The 16,861-nt window shown below is 69.4% G+C and carries 16 protein-coding genes and 1 tRNA gene; 9 read left to right on the top strand and 8 right to left on the bottom strand.

Annotation, left to right across the window (positions count from 1 at the left end; translation table 11 throughout):
- Nucleotides 1-24 precede the first annotated feature (24 nt).
- Nucleotides 25-101 (bottom strand) — tRNA-Arg (locus ACW11F_RS10325).
- A gap of 82 nt (nucleotides 102-183) precedes the next feature.
- Nucleotides 184-942, bottom strand: coding sequence for an aquaporin Z (gene aqpZ, locus ACW11F_RS10320; RefSeq protein WP_456996821.1), 759 nt, complete (start codon nucleotides 940-942; stop codon nucleotides 184-186).
- A 134-nt stretch (nucleotides 943-1,076) separates the two neighbouring features.
- On the opposite strand from aqpZ, the gene ACW11F_RS10315 reads away from it, so the two are divergent.
- The 4 genes from ACW11F_RS10315 (at nucleotide 1,077) to ACW11F_RS10300 (ending at nucleotide 4,364) form a co-directional block, all read left to right on the top strand.
- Nucleotides 1,077-1,598 carry a c-type cytochrome gene (locus ACW11F_RS10315; RefSeq protein WP_456996820.1) on the top strand — a complete coding sequence of 174 codons (522 nt, stop codon included), beginning with the start codon at nucleotides 1,077-1,079 and terminating at the stop codon, nucleotides 1,596-1,598.
- 215 nt (nucleotides 1,599-1,813) lie between these two features.
- A complete protein-coding gene (locus tag ACW11F_RS10310) occupies nucleotides 1,814-2,509 on the top strand; it encodes an alpha/beta hydrolase (RefSeq protein WP_456996819.1) in 696 nt (231 codons plus the stop codon).
- Nucleotides 2,506-3,600 (top strand): cell division protein ZapE, encoded by a 1,095-nt coding sequence (gene zapE, locus ACW11F_RS10305; protein WP_456996818.1) that lies wholly within the window; start codon nucleotides 2,506-2,508, stop codon nucleotides 3,598-3,600. The genes ACW11F_RS10310 and zapE overlap by 4 nt, the downstream gene beginning before the upstream one ends.
- A 38-nt stretch (nucleotides 3,601-3,638) precedes the next feature.
- A complete protein-coding gene (locus ACW11F_RS10300) occupies nucleotides 3,639-4,364 on the top strand; it encodes an SIMPL domain-containing protein (protein WP_456996817.1) in 726 nt (241 codons plus the stop codon).
- 28 nt (nucleotides 4,365-4,392) lie between these two features.
- Here ACW11F_RS10300 and ACW11F_RS10295 read toward each other — a convergent pair whose 3' ends face one another.
- On the bottom strand, nucleotides 4,393-6,225 hold the full coding sequence (locus tag ACW11F_RS10295) for a monovalent cation:proton antiporter-2 (CPA2) family protein (RefSeq protein ID WP_456996816.1): 1,833 nt from the start codon (nucleotides 6,223-6,225) through the stop codon (nucleotides 4,393-4,395).
- Nucleotides 6,226-6,296: 71 nt separating this feature from the next.
- Between ACW11F_RS10295 and queF the strand changes: the two genes are divergently transcribed.
- From queF to ACW11F_RS10275, 4 genes are all read left to right on the top strand, one after another.
- Nucleotides 6,297-7,118, top strand: a complete 822-nt coding sequence (queF, locus tag ACW11F_RS10290) for an NADPH-dependent 7-cyano-7-deazaguanine reductase QueF (protein ID WP_456996815.1) — start codon at nucleotides 6,297-6,299, stop codon at nucleotides 7,116-7,118.
- A gap of 81 nt (nucleotides 7,119-7,199) precedes the next feature.
- Complete coding sequence (locus ACW11F_RS10285) at nucleotides 7,200-7,541, top strand: LysM peptidoglycan-binding domain-containing protein (protein WP_456996814.1); 342 nt, start codon at nucleotides 7,200-7,202, stop codon at nucleotides 7,539-7,541.
- Nucleotides 7,542-7,636: 95 nt separating this feature from the next.
- Complete coding sequence (locus ACW11F_RS10280) at nucleotides 7,637-8,113, top strand: hypothetical protein (RefSeq protein WP_456996813.1); 477 nt, start codon at nucleotides 7,637-7,639, stop codon at nucleotides 8,111-8,113.
- Between the two features lie 206 nt (nucleotides 8,114-8,319).
- The gene (locus ACW11F_RS10275) at nucleotides 8,320-10,542 is read left to right on the top strand and encodes an NADP-dependent isocitrate dehydrogenase (RefSeq protein WP_456996812.1); all 2,223 of its coding nucleotides are present in this window, start codon (nucleotides 8,320-8,322) and stop codon (nucleotides 10,540-10,542) included.
- A gap of 85 nt (nucleotides 10,543-10,627) precedes the next feature.
- On the opposite strand, the gene ACW11F_RS10270 is transcribed toward ACW11F_RS10275, so the two are convergent.
- On the bottom strand, nucleotides 10,628-12,640 hold the full coding sequence (locus ACW11F_RS10270; RefSeq protein ID WP_456996811.1) for a transglycosylase SLT domain-containing protein: 2,013 nt from the start codon (nucleotides 12,638-12,640) through the stop codon (nucleotides 10,628-10,630).
- 23 nt (nucleotides 12,641-12,663) lie between these two features.
- Between ACW11F_RS10270 and ACW11F_RS10265 the strand changes: the two genes are divergently transcribed.
- A complete protein-coding gene (locus tag ACW11F_RS10265; protein ID WP_456996810.1) occupies nucleotides 12,664-13,485 on the top strand; it encodes a sulfite exporter TauE/SafE family protein in 822 nt (273 codons plus the stop codon).
- A 1-nt stretch (nucleotide 13,486) separates the two neighbouring features.
- On the opposite strand, the gene ACW11F_RS10260 is transcribed toward ACW11F_RS10265, so the two are convergent.
- The 4 genes from ACW11F_RS10260 to ACW11F_RS10245 all read right to left on the bottom strand — a co-directional run bounded on the left by ACW11F_RS10260 (nucleotide 13,487) and on the right by ACW11F_RS10245 (nucleotide 16,787).
- Entirely contained in the window at nucleotides 13,487-14,248 is a 762-nt protein-coding gene (locus ACW11F_RS10260; RefSeq protein ID WP_456996809.1) for an endonuclease/exonuclease/phosphatase family protein, read from the bottom strand.
- Nucleotides 14,249-14,263: 15 nt separating this feature from the next.
- Entirely contained in the window at nucleotides 14,264-15,022 is a 759-nt protein-coding gene (locus ACW11F_RS10255) for a thiol:disulfide interchange protein DsbA/DsbL (RefSeq protein WP_456996808.1), read from the bottom strand.
- 43 nt (nucleotides 15,023-15,065) lie between these two features.
- Nucleotides 15,066-15,716, bottom strand: coding sequence for a thiol:disulfide interchange protein DsbA/DsbL (locus tag ACW11F_RS10250; protein WP_456996807.1), 651 nt, complete (start codon nucleotides 15,714-15,716; stop codon nucleotides 15,066-15,068).
- Between the two features lie 141 nt (nucleotides 15,717-15,857).
- A complete protein-coding gene (locus tag ACW11F_RS10245) occupies nucleotides 15,858-16,787 on the bottom strand; it encodes a c-type cytochrome (RefSeq protein ID WP_456996806.1) in 930 nt (309 codons plus the stop codon).
- Between the last annotated feature and the right edge of the window lie 74 nt (nucleotides 16,788-16,861).

Here is a 16,861-nt window from a genome sequence, read left to right as displayed (position 1 = left end):
TACGACAGGACGCCATCTGGAAGATGGCGCGCCTGGAGGGATTCGAACCCCCGACCAATGGCTTCGGAAGCCACTACTCTATCCAGCTGAGCTACAGGCGCGCAGGCCCGCCTCGGGTGGCGGGTTGGCAAGTGTAGCCGGTCGGCGCGCGGCGTGCGAAGCCCCGGCGCCGACCGCTTGCGCTCAGGCGGGGTCGCCGCTGATGTCGGGCCGGCCTTCTTCGCCCAGCCATTTCCAGATCACGCCGCCGATCACCGCACCGATGAACGGGGCGAGCCAGAACATCCACAGTTGTTCGACGGCGCCGCTGCCGGCGAACAGGGCGACGCCGGTGGAGCGCGCCGGGTTCACCGAGGTGTTGCTGACCGGGATGCTGATCAGGTGGATCAGGGTCAGTGCCAGGCCGATCGCGATCGGGGCGAAGCCGGCCGGTGCGCGGCGGTGGGTGCTGCCGAGGATCACCACCAGGAACATCGCGGTCATCACGATTTCGCACACCAGCACCGCCGCCATGGAATAACCGCCGGGCGAGAGCATGCCGAAGCCGTTGCTGGCGAAGGCGCCGGCGGTGGTCGGGTCGGCGGTGTTGGCCGGCACGATCATGCTGCCGTTGCCGCTGGCGATGAACCACAGCAGCGCGCCGGCGGCGATGCCGCCGATCACCTGGGCGACGATGTAGCCGGGCAGCTCACGCGCGGGGAAGCGGCCGCCTGCCCACAGGCCGAGGCTGACCGCCGGGTTGAAGTGGGCACCGGAAACATGGCCGAAGGCGTAGGCGCCGGTCAGCACGGTCAGGCCGAAGGCCAGTGCGACACCGACCAGGCCGATGCCCAGCGGGTTGCCGTCACCGCCGAACTTGGCCGCCAGCACCGCGCTGCCACAGCCGCCCAGCACCAGCCAGAACGTGCCGATCAATTCGGCCACCCATTTCTTCATCTGCATCGTGATCCCCCAGGCACTCGCGCGACAGCCGCGCCTGCCAAGGGTACCGTGCCGCGCGGGCGTGACGGGCCGCCGATGTGCCGCTTATACTTTGTCGATCTAGGCGCGGCCGGTTGGTCGCGGGGATCGAACACGTGAACAAGCACGACGCCGTTTTCCTGAAGAAGTTTTCGCTGATCATCGGGCTGCTGGCCCTGGTGACTTTGGGCTTCATCCTGCTTGCGCGCCATGTGCACAAGTTGCTGCCGCCGGAAATCACGCCGCAGGCGCAGGCGCAGACCGCGGCGCGCATCGCGCCGGTGGGTGCGGTGTACGCAGGAGCCGAGGGTGCGGCCGCCGCGCATGCCGCCAATCAGCTGCTGGCCAAGGCCGCCGCCGGTGCGGATGCGCCGTTCGGCGGTTCGACCGACGGCAAGGTGGTCTATGACGGTCTGTGCCATGCCTGCCATACCGCCGGCACCGGCGGTGCGCCGATGCTCAATGCCGCCGGCATGGGCGCGCGCCTGGCCGAAAAGGGCATGGAACTGCTGCACACGCATGCCATCGACGGCTTCACCGGCAATACCGGCATCATGCCCGCACGTGGCGGCATGGCTACGCTGACCGATGCCCAGGTGATGGCCGCGGTCGATTACATGGTCGAGCAAAGCAAATAAACGACCGATCGCGAAGACGCCGCCTGCGGGCGGCGTTTTTGTTTGTGTGCATGTCCGGCGTGAGTGGAGGCCTGCACGGCCGGCGCGCCGCGGCCTCGAAAGTGCATCGCAAGTGACCAATGCAGGGGGCGGTTCCATCCCCCATCCGTGACCGTTCGATCTGCACGCTCCGTGAGACTGGCGTCTGGCGGTGCGCGGGCGGATAAAATGGGCGGATGCAAGAGAATGTCCGCTTTCCCGAATCCGACGCCACCCTCCGTCTGCCCGGTCCGGCCGGTGCGCTGGAGCTGGCGGTGGAATACCCCGACGCCGACATCGCGCGCCAGCCGGTGATCGCGGTGGTCTGCCACCCGCTGCCCACCGAGGGCGGCAGCATGAACAACAAGGTGGTGACGATGACCGCGCGCGGCCTGCGCGAGCTCGGCGTGACCACGCTGCGCTTCAACTTTCGCGGCACCGGCGAGTCCGCCGGCGAGTTCGACGAGGGCGAGGGCGAGAGCGAGGATCTGGCCGCGGTGGTGGACTGGGTGCGCCGCGAGCGTCCGGCCTCGCTGCTGTGGCTGGCCGGTTTCAGCTTTGGCGCCTTCGTCAGCATCCGCAATGCCGCGCGCCTGGAGCCGGCGGCGCTGATCTCGCTGGCACCGCCTGCCGGGCGCTGGGAGTTCCCGCCCGAGCCGCCGCGCATGCCGTGGCTGGTGATCCAGGGCGACGAGGACGAAGTGGTCGATCCCGGCGCGGTGATGCACTGGTTGCAGGAGCTCGACCCGCCGCAGCTGACCCTGGTCGAGATGCCGGGCGCCACGCACTTCTTCCACGGCAAGCTGGTCGACCTGCGCGGGGTGGTGAAGAACACCGCCAAGCATTGGCTGCCGCATGCGCCGGGCGAGGCCGGGGGCAGCGCCGGCGAATGACGCCTTCCCCCAGCGAGGCTTATGCCGTCGGCATCGCCCGCGGCGATTGGCGCGATGATCCGGCGCAACGTGCGGTGCTGGTCGAACTCGACCGCCTGCATGCGGCGTTGTCGGCGCCGCCCGCGTCCGATGGCGTGCTCGGCCGCCTGTTCGGTGGCGCACGGCAGAAGCCCGAAGCGGTGCCGGGGCTGTACCTGTGGGGCGGGGTCGGGCGCGGCAAGACCTTCCTCGTCGATCTGTTCTTCGCGGCAGTCGACACCCCGCACAAGCGACGCACGCATTTCCACCGCTTCATGCGCGAGGTCCACGAGCGACTGAAGGCGCATGCCGGCGAGCGTGATCCGCTGGCCGCGATCGCGCGCGAATGGCGGCGCGAGATGCGTCTGCTGGTGCTGGACGAATTCTTCGTCAGCGACATCGGCGATGCGATGCTGCTGGCGCGCCTGCTGGAAACCCTGTTCGCCGAAGGCGTGACCCTGGTCGCCACCTCCAATACCGCGCCGGCCGAGTTGTACCGCGACGGACTGCAGCGCGCGCGCTTCCTGCCGGCGATCGCGCTGATCGAACAACACTGCGAAGTGCTGCACATCGAATCGAGCACCGATTACCGGCTGCGCGAATTGACCCGCTCGTCGGTGTACCGGGTGCCGGCCGATGACGCTGCCGATGCCTGGCTGTGCGAGCGCTGGCGCAGCCTGACTCAGTCCGCGCCGCAGGCGGGCCGCTTCGAGGTGGAGGGCCGCCCGTTGCGCGTGCGCGGGCGCCAGCACGGGGTAATCTGGTTCGATTTCGACGCACTGTGCGAAGGGCCGCGCGCCGCCGCCGACTACATCCGCATCGCCAGCGAATTCCATACCGTGCTGCTAGGCGGCATCCCGCTGTTCGATGGCGGCAACGACGATCCGGCGCGGCGCTTCGTCACTGCCATCGACGAGTTCTACGACCGCCAGGTCAATCTGGTGTGCACCGCCGCTGCGGCGCCGGTGGCGCTGTATTCGGGTGAACGCCTGGCGCATGCGTTCGAGCGCACCGCATCGCGCCTGATCGAGATGCAGAGCGCGGAATACCTGGCGCGCGAGCACCTGTCCTGACCTACCATGCGGCTTCCATCATCGGGGAGAGCCACGCCATGCGTCAGTTGATCGGGATCTTTCTGTTGGCAGCCGCGCTGTCGATGCCCGGCGTCAAGGCCGGAACCCCGCTGCCCGATGGCCCGCACGTGGTCGCCTCCGGCGAGGGCAGGGTGACGGTGGCGCCGGACATGGCGGAATTGTCGGTCAGCGTCGATGTCAATGCGCCCACCGCGGCGGCGGCCAAGCAGGCCGCGGATGCGGCGGTGGGCCGCTTCCTTGCCGTGCTTGGTGCACAGGGCGTGGCCGATGCCGACGTGGAAGCCTCCGAGCTGATGCTGGAAGAGGATGTCGAGGTGAGTGATGCCGGCCAGCGCGTGTCCAACGGCTTCGGTGCCTCGCGCCGGGTCGAGGTCAAGCTGCGCGACCTGTCGAAGTTCAACGCGGTGCTGGACGGCGCGCTGGCGGCGGGCATGAACCGCTTCGGCACGACCCGTTTCGCCTCGCAGCGGCGTGATGCGCTGCGCGCCGAGGCGCGGGCCAAGGCGGCGCGGAACGCGCGCGAGCGCGCCGGCGAGCTGGCCGCGGGTTTCGGCGCGCGACTGGGGTCGGTGTACAGCATCGACAGCCTGGGCTCGGGGACCGGTTCGCGCTACCGCGGGCAGACGCTGGACCGGATCGAGGTCACCGGCAGCGCGATCGACACCCCCGAACCGGCGCGTTACCTGAAGCCGGAGATCGAGTTCGTCGAGTCGGTGAGCGCAGTGTTCTCGCTGCAACCCTGACCGGCAACTGCGTGCCGCGTCCGCCAGGTCACGCCGGCGGCGTCGGCGTGCCGCCTTGTTCGCTGTCCAGTGCGGCATCGCTCAGCGGCCCTTCGCCCAGGTCGGAGGCGAACAGTTCCTCCAGCTCGCGGCGGGCTTCGTGCGTGGATTGCTGCAGCGCGTCCTCGTCGTCGTAGATCAGATGCTGCGCGCGCAGCACACGCTCGTCATGTGCGCGGAAGCGCTGCGTGCGTTCGTGCGCGGCCTCGCGCGGCAGGCCCAGTGCGACCAGCACGGCCTCGCCCATTTCCAGGCTGGAGCCGAAGGTTTCGCGGATCACCTTGACCCCGAAATCCATCAGCCGCCAGGCGTGCATGCGGTCGCGGGCGCGCGCGAACACCACCGCGTCCGGACGCATGCGCTTGATCAGGCGCACGATGCGCAGGCTGTTTTCCACGTCATCCACCGCGACCACGAACACCTTGATCTTGTCGACGCCGGCGGCGCGCATCAGCTCGGGCTTGCTCGGATCGCCGTAATAGATCGGGCTGCCGAAGCGGCGGAAGAACTCGACCTGCTCCACGTCCGGGTCGATGGCGACGAAGCGGATGCGTTGCGACAGGATCAGCCGCGCCACGATCTGCCCGAAGCGACCGAAGCCGGCGATCATCACTTGCGGTGCATCGCTGGGCAGGGTGTCGAACTCGCGTGGCGGCCCGGCTCCGACATGCTCGCCCATCAGGCGTCGCACCGCGATCACCAGCAGCGGCGTGGCCGCCATCGACAGACCGACGATGGCGGTCAGCTCGGCCTGCTCCACGGCGCTGATCAACTGCGCGCGGTGTGCCTCGCTGAACACCACGAAGGCGAACTCGCCGCCCAGCGCGAGCAGTGCGGCCAGCATCAGCGCGCCACGCCGGTCGAGCCGCCCCGGACGCATGCCGATGGCGTACAGCACGGCAAACTTGATCGCCATCAGCACCACCACGCCGGCAGCCACCAGCCCCGGCTCGGCCAGCACCTGGCGCAGGTTGATGCTCATGCCCACCGACATGAAGAACAGGCCGAGCAGCAGGCCCTCGAATGGCTGGATCTGCGATTCCAGCTCGTGACGGAACTCCGAATCGGCGAGCAGCACACCGGCGAGGAAGGCGCCAAGCCCGGCGCTCAACCCGGCCAGTTGCATCAGCCAGGCCGAGCCCAGCACCACCAGCAGTGCGGCGGCGGTGAACACCTCGGGGATGCCGGCACGCGCCACCATGCGGAACAGATGGCGCAACAGCAGGCGGCCGCCGATGATCAGCAGCGCCATCGCGCCCAGCCCCTTCAACAACAGCAGGCCCACCGCATCGGCCTCGGCGACCGTGACACTGCCCAGCAGCGGGATCGCCGCCATCAGCGGGATCGCGGCCAGGTCCTGGAACAACAGGATGGCGAAGCCCAGCCGCCCGTGCGGGCTTTGCAGCTCGTGCCGTTCGGCGAGGATCTGCAGGCCGACCGCGGTCGAGGACAGCGCAAGGCCGAGGCCGACGATGATCGCGCCCTTGCCGCCCATGCCCCAGGCCCAGACCACCAGCCCGAGGATCAGCGCACTGACCGCGACCTGCAGCGCGCCGACGCCGAATACTGCGCGCCGCATCAGTTTGAGCCGCGGCAGCGACAGTTCCAGGCCGATCACGAACAGCATCATCACCACGCCGATCTCGCTGGCGATCAGCACCGGCTCCGGGTTCGGTACCAGACGCAACGCATACGGGCCGAGCAGCACGCCGGCGACGAGGTAGGCCAGCACCGCGCCGAGGCCGAAGCGCTTGAACACCGGCACCGCGACCACGGCGGCCAGCAGGAATACCAGGGTGAGCTCGAGACCGCCGTCGTGCATCCACACCTCCTTGAGACCCCGATTATCACCTGATGCGTGTCGCGGTCACGACGTGCATCGATAATGGGCGCATGAACTACGCCGACAATTCCGCACAGAACAGCCCGCTGGGGCGCGAGAGCGCCTATCCCGAGCGCTACGATCCGGGCCTGTTGTTCCCGATTCCGCGTGCACCGGCACGTGCACAGCTGGGCATCGAGGCCTCGCCGCCGTTCATCGGCCACGACCGCTGGCAGGCCTACGAACTGTCCTGGCTGGATCCGCGTGGCCGCCCGCAGGTGGCGACGGCCAGCTTCCTGGTGCCGGCCGACTCGCCACGGCTGGTCGAATCCAAATCGCTCAAGCTCTACCTCAACTCGCTCAATGGCGAGCGCCTGCAGGACGCGGAGGCGGTGCGTGCGCGGATCGAGGCCGACCTCTCCGCCGCCGCCGGCGCCCGCGTGCACCTGCAGTTCGGCCTGGCGCCGATCGACGACGCCGGCGACGCGGCCTGCATCGATGACAGCGAAGTCGAGATCGATGGTTACGGCCCGCCGGATGCATCCCTGCTGCGCGCCGAGGGGCCGGTGGTCGAGGAAACCCTGGTCAGTCGCAGCTTCAAATCCAATTGCCCGGTGACCGGCCAGCCGGACTGGGCCAGTGTGCATATCGCGTGGCACGGGCCGCGGCTGGATCGCGGCCAGTTGTTGCGCTACCTCGCCGGATTCCGCGAGCACCGCGGCTTCCATGAGCAATGCGTGGAGCAGATCTTCATCGACCTGCAGCAGCGTTGCGCGCCGAAGGCGCTGTCGGTGGAAGCCCGTTTCACCCGCCGCGGTGGCCTCGACATCAATCCGTGGCGCGCCACGCCCGGGCAGGCGCCGCCGCCACCGCGCCGCGACCTGCGGCAGTGAGCGGCCTTCACTCCGGCGCGATGTTTTCTTAACAGGCGACGTGCAAGGCTGCCCGCATCCCCGCAGTCCTGGAGCCGAATGATGGCCAATACCCCGATCGATCCCGACAAGTTGTCGCTGTCCGGCATGGGCGGTGACAAGGACAAGGGCGGTGCGTTTTCCGGCGTCAGTGGCGGCAGCAGTGGGCAGCCCGCGCAGAAGGACCCGCGTTTTGCCGGTGTCACCGGCGGCAGCAGCGCGGCGGTCGGCGCCGGTGGCGTCGGCGCTCGCAGCTATACCGTGCAATCAGGCGATTCGCTGTCCAAGATCGCGCAGCAGGTGTACGGCGATGGCAACCAGTGGCAGCGCATCTTCGAGGCCAACCGCGACCAGATCGACGACCCGGATCGCATCTTCCCCGGACAGACCCTGAAACTGCCCTAAGCCATCGCACGTCGTTTCGTTTTCTTCCGCGCAACGCCGGGATGCGCCTCCGGCACAGCCCGTAACACCCATCACTACCCGCACAAGGAGTCCCCATGACCCGCAAGCAACTCGCCATCGCCCTTGCCGGCGCCCTGGTCGCCACCGTCGGCCTGGCCGGCTGCAAGAAGAAGGAGGCCCCGGTGGTCGCCACTCCGCCGGCGGCGGACACCACGCCTGCACCGGCCCCGGCACCTTCGGCGCAGCCGGCGCGCATCCTCTCGGTGGATCTGGGCAATGCGCTGGGCGCCGGCAACCGTGTCACCGCGCCGGCGACCGCATTCGCCACCGGCGACACCATCTACGCCTCGATCAATACCAGCGGCATGCCCAGCGGCAACAAGATCGGCGTCAAGTGGACCTATCAGGACGGCGCCGTGGTGCACAGCGAAAGCCGCGACATGCAGGGCGCCGACACCATCTACGAGTTCCACATCCAGAACCCGAACCCGTGGCCGGCCGGCAAGTACAAGCTGGAGGTCGACATCGACGGGGCTCAGGTCGAAACCCGCGAATTCGAAGTGAATCAGTGAAGCAGGCGGGCTGAGGTCCGCGGCCCGCGCATGGCGGGTCGGCCACTCGACGGGCGCGACCGCAGTCGCGCCCGTTCTCGTTTTCACCGGCTGGCGCGTGCCCCGATGCATACGCCGCCGCACTTTGCCCCCGCCGCGGCCAGCGGCGACAATGGCGGTTTCCGCGCGGCGCGCCCGCCCGCGCGCCACCGCACCGCGAGGACGCCATGACCGACACCGCCAAGATCCTCTACACCCTGACCGACGAAGCGCCGCTGCTGGCGACCCATTCGCTGCTGCCGATCGTGCAGGCGTTCGCGCGCAGCGCCGGGGTCGAGGTCGAGACCCGCGACATCTCGCTGGCCGCGCGCATCCTCGCGCAGTTCCCCGAGCGCCTTGGCGAGCGCGCCGTCTCCGACGACCTGGCCGAGCTGGGCGAGCTGGCCAAGACCCCGGCCGCCAACATCATCAAGCTGCCCAACATCAGCGCCTCCGAGCCGCAGCTGAAGGCGGCCATCGCCGAGTTGCAGCAGCAGGGCTTCGACCTGCCGGATTACCCGGACGAGCCGGACAGCGACGAAGCGCGCGAGACCCGCGCGCGCTACGACCGGGTCAAGGGCAGCGCGGTCAACCCGGTGCTGCGCGAGGGCAATTCCGACCGCCGTGCACCGGCTTCGGTGAAGAACTACGCGAAGAAGCACCCGCACCGCATGGGCAAATGGGAGGCCTCGTCGAAGGCACATGTCGCGCACATGGACGATGGCGATTTCTACGCCAGCGAGCAGTCGGCCACCTTCGACCATGACGGCAAGGTGCAGATCGAACTGGTCGGCAAGGATGGCTCGGAAATCGTGCTCAAGCCCAAGATCAAGCTGCAGGCGGGCGAGGTGATCGATTGCGCGGTGATGCACGCCGCGCGCCTGGCCGAGTTCGTCGATGCACAGATCGCCGATGCCAAGGCGCAGGGCACGCTGTTCTCGCTGCATTTGAAGGCGACCATGATGAAGGTCAGCGACCCGATCATGTTCGGCATCGTGGTGCAGCGCTACTACAAGGCGCTGTACGACAAGCACGGCGCGCTGCTGGAGAAGATCGGCTTCGAGCCGGACAACGGCATCGGCGATCTGTACGCCAAGATCGATGCACTCGGCGCCGATGAGCGCGCCGCGATCGAAGCCACCATCGCCGAGATCCAGGCGCACAATCCGCCGCTGGCGATGGTGAACTCGGACAAGGGCATCACCAATCTGCACGTGCCCAGCGACATCATCGTCGATGCCTCGATGCCGGCGATGATCCGCGACGCCGGCCGCATGTGGAACCCGCAAGGCGAGCTGCAGGACGCCAAGGCGGTGATCCCGGACCGCTGCTACGCCGGCATCTACCAGGCGGTGATCGAGGACTGCAAGGCCAATGGCGCGTTCGACCCGGCGACCATGGGCAGCGTGCCCAACGTCGGCCTGATGGCGCAGAAGGCCGAGGAATACGGCAGCCACGACAAGACCTTCCGCATCCCTCACGCCGGCAGCGTGCGCGTGGTCGATGACACCGGCAAGGTGTGGATGGAACAGGAGGTCGAGGCCGGCGACATCTTCCGCATGTGCCAGACCAAGGACGCACCGATCGCCGACTGGGTCAAGCTGGCGGTGAGCCGCGCGCGGCTGTCCGACACCCCGGCGGTGTTCTGGCTGGACAAGGCGCGCGCGCACGACCGCGAGATCATCGCCAAGGTCGAGCAGTACCTGCCGCAGCACGATACCCGCGGGCTGGACATCCGCATCCTCGCCCCGGTCGAGGCGATGCGCCATTCGCTGGCGCGCATCCGCGACGGCAAGGACACCATCAGCGTCACCGGCAACGTGCTGCGCGACTACCTGACCGACCTGTTCCCGATCCTCGAGCTGGGCACCAGCGCCAAGATGCTGTCGATCGTGCCGCTGATGGCCGGTGGTGGCCTGTTCGAAACCGGCGCCGGCGGCTCCGCACCCAAGCACGTGCAGCAGTTCGTGGCCGAAGACTACCTGCGCTGGGATTCACTGGGCGAATTCCTCGCCCTGCAGGCCTCGCTGGAGCATCTGGCCGAAACCAGCGGCAACGCCCGCGCGAGGGTGCTGGCCGATGCACTGGACGCGGCCAACGGCCAGTTCCTCGACACCAACAAGTCGCCCACGCGCAAGCTCGGCGGCATCGACAACCGCGGCAGCCATTACTGGCTGGCCCGCTACTGGGCCGAGGCACTGGCCGCGCAGGATGCCGACGCCGCGCTCAAGGCACAGTTCGCGCCGCTGGCCAAGGCACTGGCCGAAGGCGAAGCGAAGATCATCGAGGAACTGATCGCGGTGCAGGGCAAGCCGGTTGAGCTGGGCGGCTACTACCGCCCCGACAGCCAGCGCACCGACAGCGCCATGCGTCCCAGCGCCACCCTCAACGCGGCACTGGCCGCGCTCTGAGCACGCGCCGCTGCGCGCCCGGCCTGCATGCCGGGTGGCGCAGTCGAAGCGCTCCGTTGCGCGCCGCATCCGCGGCGCGTTTTCGTCACGGGCAGACGAACTTCACCCGTTCGCCATCCTGGCGCCCGGCGATGCGTTCGCCCACGCGCAGGGCGTCGCCATGCAGGCGCCAGTCGTAGAGCACGCTGAAGGCCAGCACCCGCGCCACGTATTCGCGGGTTTCGCGATAGCTGATGGTTTCGATCCACAGGTCGGGGTCGAAGTCGGGGCGTTGCTCGCGCCAGCGCGTGGTCGGCGTCGGCCCGGCGTTGTAGGCGGCGATCGCCGCGGGCAAGTCGCCCCAGCGCTCCAGCATCTCGCGCAGGTAGGCGCTGCCGATGGCGATGTTGCGCGCCGGCTGGTACAGCGTGTCGTCGCCGTCCCAGGCGATGCCGTTGCGCGTGGCGACCGCCTGCCCGGTGGCCGGCAGTACCTGCATCAGTCCGCGCGCATTGGCCGGCGAGCGCGCCTGCGGGTCGAACAGGCTTTCGGCGCGGATCTCCGCGGTGACCCAGACCGGGTCGATGCCGTTGCGCCGCGCCTCGCGTTCGATCTCCTCGCGCCAGGCCAGCGGAAAGCGCAGCGTGTACAGACGCAGCTCCTCGCGGCGGCCATCGCGGGCGAGGTTGAACACCGCGCGGTCGTACCAGCCGCTGTCCTGCGCCAGGGCCACCGCGATGCGGCGGCGTGCGTCGTCGAAGCCGGACAGGGCCTGGTTCCATTCGGCCAGCGCCCAGTCGCGGCGACCGATGCGGTACAGCGCCAGTGCCGCCTGCAGCGCCGGGGTGGCGGCGACTTCGCGCTGCACGGCCGGCTGCGCCTCGGGCTGCCACGGGCACAGCGGATACGGTGCACGCAGGCGGTCGGCGGCGAGGAAGCCGTGGAACTCGGGCTCGCGCGCGGCCTGCCGGTACAGTGCCTCGGCGCCTTCAGCGCCGCTCAACTCCAGCAGCCGTGCCTTGAAATAGCGCCATTGCGCGCGCTCGGCCAGCGTCGGCGGCATGGCATCGATCGCCGCCAGTGCGCCGCGCCAGTCACGCCGTGCCATCGCCTCGCGTGTGCGCAGCATGTGCAGGCCATCGTCATAACTTGCCGCCGGCACCCGCGCCAGGCGTTCGGCACTGGCCGGCAGGTAGGACGCGGCGCTCTGCAACGCTATCTCGTAGCGCACGCGGCCTTGCTGCGCGGCATCCAGCCCCAGCAGCGGCGCGAATTCGCCCAACGCGGCTTCCGCGTCGTCCGGAGACTTCTTCGCCATCGCCACCAGCGCCGCAGTGGCCGCGGCGCGGCTGCGCGCATCCTTCGGCCACGCCCGTGCCGACGCCGGCAGGTTCGCGGCGGAAATCGCACTGGCATAGGCTTCGGCCATGGCGCGCGCGGTATCCGGCAGCTCGCGGGCGGTGTTGCGGATCGCCAGCGTCTCGCCGGCATCGATCGCCGCCTCGATGCGCCGCCAGCGGGTGGCGTCATCCAGCCCGCCGCGCTCCTGCCACAGCGCGATCGCGCCATGGCAGGCGGCGGGGATGCGCGCACGCGGCTGCAGCCATTCGGCGCGCACGTCCTGCATCCATTGCGCATCGGGCTGGAGGTTGCCGCGCGCGGTCAGCCACGCACAGCGCAAGGCCGGACGCTCGATCCACGGGCGCCAGGTGGCGACGATGCGTTCCCAGTCGCCGCGGCTGGCCAGTTCCTGCAGCCAGTCCATGCGCAGGCGGCGCCCGGCGGCATCGTTCTCGTGTTCGGCAAGCCAGCGCTCGACGGCCACACCACCGACATTGGCCAGATCGCGGTGCAGGCGTGCGTACTCGACCCAGACGTAGGCCGGATGCGCGCGCACGGCGGGCGTGTCGCCCTCGTCCGCGCCGGCTTCCGCCAGTTCGATCGCGCGCGCCAGTGCGGCGTCCGCGGCTTGCGTCGCGGCTGGTGGCGCGGCTTGCGGGCCGACTGCGGCAGTGCCAGCCGCGGCCGCATCCACGGTCGCGGTGGCCTGGGCATCGCCATGACCGGCACAACCGGCGAGCAGGGTGAGCAGCAACAGGGTGGACGCGGGCCGGGACATGCGCCGACTATACCCAGCGTTTCATGAATCGGATATTCGCGATGCCGCTGGATCTGACCGCGCTGTTGCTGTTTCTCGTGCTGGGCGCGGCGGCCGGGGTGCTGGCCGGCCTGCTCGGCGTCGGTGGCGGGCTGGTACTGGTCGCGGCGCTGGCCTGGTTGCTGCCCGGGCAGGGCGTGCCGGTGGAAGCCGCGATGCATGCGGCGCTGGCCACCTCGCTGGCCAGCATCGTGTTCACCGCCGCCTCCTCGGCCTTCGCGCATGCACGCCGCGGCAGCGTGTTGTGGCCGACCTGGGGCTGGCTGGTGCCGGGCCTGCTGCTGGGTGGCTGGTGGGGCAGTGCGCTGGCGGTACAGGTCGATGGCCGCTGGCTGCGCTGGGGCGTGGCGTTGTATTGCGTGCTGGCGGCGGCGCAGATGTTGCTGGCGAAGCCGCGTCGCGACCTTGGCACGACGCGCGCGCCGCGCGGTCCGGCGATGAGCGCGGCCGGCGGCGGCATCGGCCTGGTGTCGGCGCTGGTCGGCATCGGCGGCGGCAGCATGACCGTGCCGCTGCTGACCTGGCTCGGGGTGGCGCCGGTGCGCGCGGTGGCGACCTCGTCGGCCTGCGGAGTGGTGATCGGCCTCATCACCGCGCTGGGCTATGCGCTGCATGCCCCGGCGGGCGCATTGCCGGATGCGGGATGGGGCTATGTGCATGTGCCGGCAGCGCTGGCGGTGGCCGCGGCCTCGATCCTGTGCGCGCCGCTCGGCGTGCGCCTGGCGCATGCGCTCAGTGGCGTGGCACTCAAGCGCGTGTTCGCGCTGTTCCTGCTGCTGGTCGCGGCCAGCCTGGCGTGGCCCTGAGTCAGCGCTGCAGGGCGCTCTCGGGCACTTCCAGCTCCACCGACAGCGCGAGATGATCCGATGCCGCGGCGGGCAGTGCGCAATGTTTCTCGCTGCTGATCTCGGAGGTGGCGAGGATATGGTCGATGGCACGCTCTGGCGCCCATGCCGGGAACGTCGGCACATCGCAGTCGGGCGGCTGCAGGCGGGTACGACGGAACAGCACGTCCATCTCCGGCTGCTCCACGCCGCAGTTGAAATCGCCCATCAGCACCGCGTTGCGCGCATCGCCGAGGATCTCGGCGATGAAGGCGAGTTGCGACAGGCGCGACTGCACGCCCAATGACAGGTGCGCCACCGCCACCGCGAGGCCATCCTCGCCCTTGCCGAAGCGGCCGACCAGGAGGCCGCGGCCCTTGACCCGGCCCGGCAGCGGGTGGGTTTCCACTTCCAGCGGTTCCATCTGGCTGAGCAGGCCGTTGGCACTGCCGGCCACGCCGCCGACGCTGCGATTGGGCTGGTGCGTCCAGTAGGCGAAGCCGGCGCGGTTGGCGAGGTAATGGGTCTGGTTGGTGAAGCCCGAGCGCAGGCTGCCCGGATCGGCTTCCTGCAGGCCGACGATGTCATGCTGGCGCGCCAGTTCGGCGATCGCGTCCAGCGCCATGCGCTTGCCACCCAGCGGGATCACGTGGGACCAGCTGCGGGTGGCGTAATCGCTGTAGCGACGCGTGCTGGAGCCGGCCTGGATATTGGCCGACAACAGTTTGAGGCGCCTGCGAGCCATCGCCCGATCCCGCGCTCAGGGCGCGGCCAGCGCGCGCTCCCGGGCAACCAGCGCATCCACCACGCGCAGGCCGGCATCCATGCCGCGCAGCACCCGGTACTTGCCATTGACGATCAGGGTCGGCGTGCCTTCCACGCCGGTGCGGTCGGCGAATTGCATCACCTGACCCAGACGCGCGCTCATCGCGAAGCTGTTCATTGCCGCGCGCATGCTCTGCGCATCCACGCCGTTCTTGCCGAGGAATGCGAGGATCTCGTCGGCATTGGCGTTGGCCGGCAGCGAACGCTGGTGGTGGATGGCGTTGAACATCAGGTCATGCACCTTGTCCAGCTGGCCGGTGGTTTCGGCGGCGAAATAGACCCGCGCCAAGGTATCGGCGGCACCACCGCCCAGCGGCAGCGCGGTGAAGCGCACATCGGCCGGCTGCTTGGCCTTCCAGCTCTTGAGCACCGGCTCCAGCGCGGCGCAGTGGTTGCACCAGTAGGCGAACACCTCGACCACCTCGACCTTGCCATCCAGCGGTTGGAACGGCTGGCCGCCGGCGATCTCCACGTAGTCCACGTCCGGCACCAGCGCGCTGTGGTCGAGCGCGGGCGCCTGCGTGGTGCTGGCCGGCGCTTCACCTGCAGCGGCGGCTTCGCCGGCCGGCGCGGCGCTGTCACTGGTCGCCGGGCTGGCGACTGGCGTCGGGCTGGCCGGGGTTTCGTTCTTGCTGCACGCAGCCAGCATCAGCAGGGGCAGCATCAGCAGCGGCAGGTGGCGCTTGGCATTCATGGAGTGTCTCCGTGAGGGTTCGATGGCGGGAACGGCGGCAGGCTCAACGGCGTGCCGCGCGCGATTGTGCAACGAGTTGCGAAGCAATGCGCAGCGCGTCCTGGTGCGTGCGACCGCGGACCAGGTAGCGGCCGGCGACGATCAGCACCGGGGTGCCGGGCACGTCGGCGGTCTGGATGAAGCGATGCGCGTGCTGCATCTGCCGCTCCACTTCGGGCGAGCGCATGGCCTCGGCAAATGTCTCTTCGCTGACCCCGTAACCGCTGTAGAAAGTGGCTAGTTCGGCTTCGGTGGGATTGGGCGGCATGCTGCGCGCTTCGTGCACGGCGCGGAACAACTCGTCATGCGTGCGCGCCGGCAGGCGCAGCTGGCGCGCGGCGAAATAAGCGCGGGCGAAGGCATCGCGTGGATTGAAGGTGGCCGGCACGTGGACGAAATTGACATCCGCCGGCAGCGTGCGCCGCCATTCGGCCAGCAACGGCTCGAAGCGGTGGCAGTGCGGACAGGCATAGCCGAACACCTCGGCCACCTCGATCTTGCCGCGCACCGGCGCGTACGGTGCACCGCCCTCGATCACCAGATAGTCACGGCCCTCGACCAGCGCCGGGCCCTGTGCATGGCCGATGCCGGCGGGCAGGAGCAGCGTGAAAAACAGGGCGAACAGCAGGTGGCGCAATGCTTTCATGGTGTTCATCTTCCCAAGATAGGTCCGCATGGGTGAGTTCCGGATAAAGAAACGCCAGCCGCAGGGGCTGGCGCAAGCACTCAAGGAGACCAACAGAGCATGGAATTGGACCGCCGCGCGCGGGGAAAGTTCCGCGTGCGGCGCCCGTGCTCAGCCGGCCTCGCCGTTTTCTTCCGTGCCGGTGGCGGTATCGCTGGCGGCCGGCACGGCCGGGGTGATCGCGCTGCCGACGGCCGGCGGTGCCACCGCCTTGCCTTCGGCCTTGGCCGCGGCAACGTCGGCGGCTGGCGCCTGGTCGCTGACGTCATGCAGGCCCTGCACATAGCTCGCCACCGCGCGGATGTCGAGGTCGCTCATGTTGCGGGTGACGGTGGCCATCTGCTGGAACAGGGTGGAATCGGCGATGTCGGTCTGCCCGCCGCGATATTCCTCGAGGCGGCGGATCACGTAGCCGGATTCCTGGCTGCCGATGTGCGGGTAGGCCGGACCGGGGTTGCCGGCGCCGCTGGGACCGTGGCAGGCCATGCAGGCGGGGATGCCGCGCTCGGCATCGCCGACGCGGTACAGCGACTGGCCCAGCTCGTGCAGCGGCTGGCCATGCCAGGGGCTGTCCGGATCATCGATCGGGCGGTCGTCGGCCACGCCGATGCCGCTGCGCTGCGCGGCGTAATGCGCGCCGATGTCGCGCATGTCCTGCGCGCTGAGCACGTCGGCATACGGCTTCATCTGATCCGCCAGGCCGGTATGGCGCTGGCCGGACTTGAACAGTGCCAGCTGGCGCGCGACATACAGCTCGGGCATGCCGGCGATGCGTGGCGCATTCTGCTGCAGGGCGTTGCCGTCCAGGCCGTGGCAGGCGGCGCAGGCGCCGGCCTTGCCGGCCCCGGCCTGGGCATCGCCCCAGTGGGTTTGTGCCAGTTCGGCCACCGGGTCGGCGGCCAGCGCGGCGGCAGCGTCGATCGGCTGGGTATCGGCAGGCGTCGACTCCGGCAGCGGGATGACGTTGGTCTGGGCGATGGCCACCGCAGCCAGTGCGGCACCGGCCAGTACGGTGATGGCAAGAACGCGGGCGTTGCGCATTGCGAAGCTCCGATGCAGGAACCTGCGCGGCAGGCGCAGGCGGTAACCCCGAGATTATCGTGTGAGCGGCGGCA

It is taken from the genome of Luteimonas sp. e5 (assembly GCF_054031035.1).
Note: the sequence above shows the minus strand (reverse complement) of the source record. Positions and strands in the feature narration are given on the sequence as shown.

Coding starts and splice junctions, on each gene's coding strand:
- ACW11F_RS10245 (WP_456996806.1), bottom strand. CDS start 16,787: ATGCGCAACGCCCGCGTTCTTGCCATCACCGTACTGGCCGGTGCCGCA.
- ACW11F_RS10275 (WP_456996812.1), top strand. CDS start 8,320: ATGACCGACACCGCCAAGATCCTCTACACCCTGACCGACGAAGCGCCG.
- ACW11F_RS10280 (WP_456996813.1), top strand. CDS start 7,637: ATGACCCGCAAGCAACTCGCCATCGCCCTTGCCGGCGCCCTGGTCGCC.
- ACW11F_RS10295 (WP_456996816.1), bottom strand. CDS start 6,225: ATGCACGACGGCGGTCTCGAGCTCACCCTGGTATTCCTGCTGGCCGCC.
- ACW11F_RS10310 (WP_456996819.1), top strand. CDS start 1,814: ATGCAAGAGAATGTCCGCTTTCCCGAATCCGACGCCACCCTCCGTCTG.
- ACW11F_RS10255 (WP_456996808.1), bottom strand. CDS start 15,022: ATGAATGCCAAGCGCCACCTGCCGCTGCTGATGCTGCCCCTGCTGATG.
- ACW11F_RS10250 (WP_456996807.1), bottom strand. CDS start 15,716: ATGAACACCATGAAAGCATTGCGCCACCTGCTGTTCGCCCTGTTTTTC.
- ACW11F_RS10300 (WP_456996817.1), top strand. CDS start 3,639: ATGCGTCAGTTGATCGGGATCTTTCTGTTGGCAGCCGCGCTGTCGATG.
- zapE (WP_456996818.1), top strand. CDS start 2,506: ATGACGCCTTCCCCCAGCGAGGCTTATGCCGTCGGCATCGCCCGCGGC.
- ACW11F_RS10265 (WP_456996810.1), top strand. CDS start 12,664: ATGAATCGGATATTCGCGATGCCGCTGGATCTGACCGCGCTGTTGCTG.
- queF (WP_456996815.1), top strand. CDS start 6,297: ATGAACTACGCCGACAATTCCGCACAGAACAGCCCGCTGGGGCGCGAG.
- aqpZ (WP_456996821.1), bottom strand. CDS start 942: ATGCAGATGAAGAAATGGGTGGCCGAATTGATCGGCACGTTCTGGCTG.
- ACW11F_RS10260 (WP_456996809.1), bottom strand. CDS start 14,248: ATGGCTCGCAGGCGCCTCAAACTGTTGTCGGCCAATATCCAGGCCGGC.
- ACW11F_RS10270 (WP_456996811.1), bottom strand. CDS start 12,640: ATGTCCCGGCCCGCGTCCACCCTGTTGCTGCTCACCCTGCTCGCCGGT.
- ACW11F_RS10285 (WP_456996814.1), top strand. CDS start 7,200: ATGGCCAATACCCCGATCGATCCCGACAAGTTGTCGCTGTCCGGCATG.